3 protein-coding genes are annotated in these 2,180 nt (G+C 59.5%); 2 read left to right on the top strand and 1 reads right to left on the bottom strand.

The features are described from left to right. Window positions 1–84 precede the first annotated feature (84 nt). A protein-coding gene (locus VGY55_14990) for an IS630 family transposase (protein HEV2971279.1) occupies window positions 85–1,235 on the bottom strand; the annotation gives its coding sequence in 2 pieces (ribosomal slippage) (window positions 85–773 and window positions 773–1,235; 1,152 coding nt in all). 128 nt (window positions 1,236–1,363) lie between these two features. Here VGY55_14990 and VGY55_14985 point away from each other — a divergent pair. Next, a complete protein-coding gene (locus VGY55_14985; GenBank protein ID HEV2971278.1) occupies window positions 1,364–1,687 on the top strand; it encodes a c-type cytochrome in 324 nt (107 codons plus the stop codon). A 97-nt stretch (window positions 1,688–1,784) separates the two neighbouring features. Then, window positions 1,785–2,180, top strand: a 396-nt coding sequence (locus VGY55_14980) for a recombinase family protein (GenBank protein ID HEV2971277.1), incomplete at its 3' end; no start/stop codon positions are given.

The raw sequence follows: 2,180 nt of genomic DNA, 5'->3' as shown, positions 1-2,180 counted from the left end.
ACTGGGTGATGGACATGACCTTCCGGGACGACGAATGCCGCATCCGAACCGCAAGGACAAAGACTCCCTACTGGCTCGATTCATTCAGATTGACGGGTATAAATGCTTGAGTTTGATACGTGCGTCGGCTGTGGTGAACTGCCAATCGGCTTTCGCGTGGTTGGCATTTCGATCGTCCTCCCAAACGGCGATTTCGTTTATGAGGGTTTGTTTGTCCGGGATGCGGCGATCGAGGCACTGGGACGAAAGGACGCCGAGTTCGGACTCGGCCATATCGAGCCAACTGCCGTGCTTTGGCGTGTAATGCCATTCGAACCGTTCGGCCAGCCGCCTTGCTTCGGCGGCGGGAAAAGCTTCATAAAGCGAAGCCTTGGTATGGGTATTGAGATTGTCTTGCACCAGAACGATTTTCTTGGCGTTCAAGAAGTGGATATTGGCTAAATCCTTCAAGGCATGAGCATAATCCACGGCGGTGTGACGATCCGTGACTTTGACATGCCGCCAGCCTTCGAGCGGCGCGAACATCATGAAGAGATTGGCCGTGCCGTTGCGCTCGTATTCGTAATCGAACCTGGCTGGCCGCCCCTCTTTCATCCGGATCGGAGCGCGGGTTTCGGCAATCAATTGCTTCGAGGTCTCATCCAAGCAAACCAGAGGAATACCGGGATCGCGCGGTCGCGTGTACACGGCCAGCACGTCTTCCATGGCCGCCACGAACGCGCTGTTGGCCTTCGGCGGGATGACCCATTGCTGTTTCAGATGCGGCTTGAGAATGTTTTTTTGAGAGTCCGCCCGATCGTGCTGTCGCTGGCGCGATCGACAATGTTCAGTTCGACGACCTTGTTCTCCAACAACCGCAATGTCCAGCGCGCGCGGCCCTTGGGGGGCTCGGAACAAGCCAGAGCGATCAGTTTGGCTTCCTTCTCGCCGTCGAAAATCCGGGGAACGCTAGGCGTGGCGCGTGGTTTGCGGCTTAGCACGGCCTCGAAGCCCTCTTCCACCAATTGCTTGCGCACCCGGTAAACCATGGATGCGCTGGTTGCCAGAGCCTCGATGATCTGGTTGTCGCTCCATCCTTCGCCGGCTTCCGAGACGTCCGCCTTCAGCAAGATCCGCGCCTTCCGCAGGCGCTGCGCCGGGTTGCTCCCTTTCCGGATCATCGTTTCAAGCAGCGAACGTTCGCCGCAGCTCAACCGCACAACATATTTCTTTACGACAATTTCCTTCGCAGCCATGATCGCCTCCGTCGTTCGGGTCGCGACGAAAGCGAATCATCAAATCCTCTCAAATTAGTTGAAGCGGGCCACTAGCCTGCTCTACGTTCCTGATTCTGCTGTCGTCCGCGGCCGTGCCCCAGGAGCCCGTGCGCGCGGGCGCCGACGCCGGGTCGGGGCAACTGATATTCAACAACGCATGCCGAACCTGCCATACGACCAAGGAAGGCGACAATCGCCTGGGTCCGAACCTACACAACATCATCGGAAGGAAAGCCGGTTCGGTGCCGAACTTCGGCTATTCCAGCGCTATGAAGGGCGCGGACTTCGTGTGGGACACGGGAAAGCTCGACAGCTTCATCGCGAAACCCGATGAGGTCGTGCCTGGCAACAACATGAAGCCGTATGGTGGGCTCGCGTCGGCCGAGGACCGCACCAAGTTGATTGCTTTTTTGCAGTCCACCACCGATTGAAAGCTGTGGCGCGTCCTCCGAACGAAACATAGATGGCAAGGGCAGGATTTCCATCGCCAATACGCGGCGAAGCCCATTCGACGGTATCTGCTTCGGCGTGGGATCGCTCGCCCATCTGCTCAAGAACCGGTTCTACCTCGGCGAGGTCCCCTATCGGGGTGAGGTGCATCGCGGCGAGCATGAGCCGATCCTCACCCGCGATTTGTTCGAGGCCGTGCAGGCCAAGCGCGCCGCCAACGCCGTCGCCCGGCATGTCCGGCTCAGGGGCGCTGCCGCCATTTTGACCGGCCGCCTCTTTGACGACCGCGGCAACCACATGGGCCCGACGCATGCGAACAAGCTCGGCGTGCGTTACCGGTACTATGTGTCGCAGGCGATTTTGCAGAATCGGAAGGTCGAAGCAGGCAGCATCGCCCGCGTGCCGGCCCCCGAGGTCGAGACCCTCGCGCGAGATCGGCCGTCTCATCGGCCGCACAGAGTGGGGAGGCCGCGA

It is taken from the genome of Pirellulales bacterium, from assembly GCA_035939775.1.
Lineage (GTDB): Bacteria > Planctomycetota > Planctomycetia > Pirellulales > DATAWG01 > DASZFO01.
The sequence above is the reverse complement of the archived record's forward strand: the minus strand, read 5'-3'. Positions and strand labels throughout refer to the sequence as shown.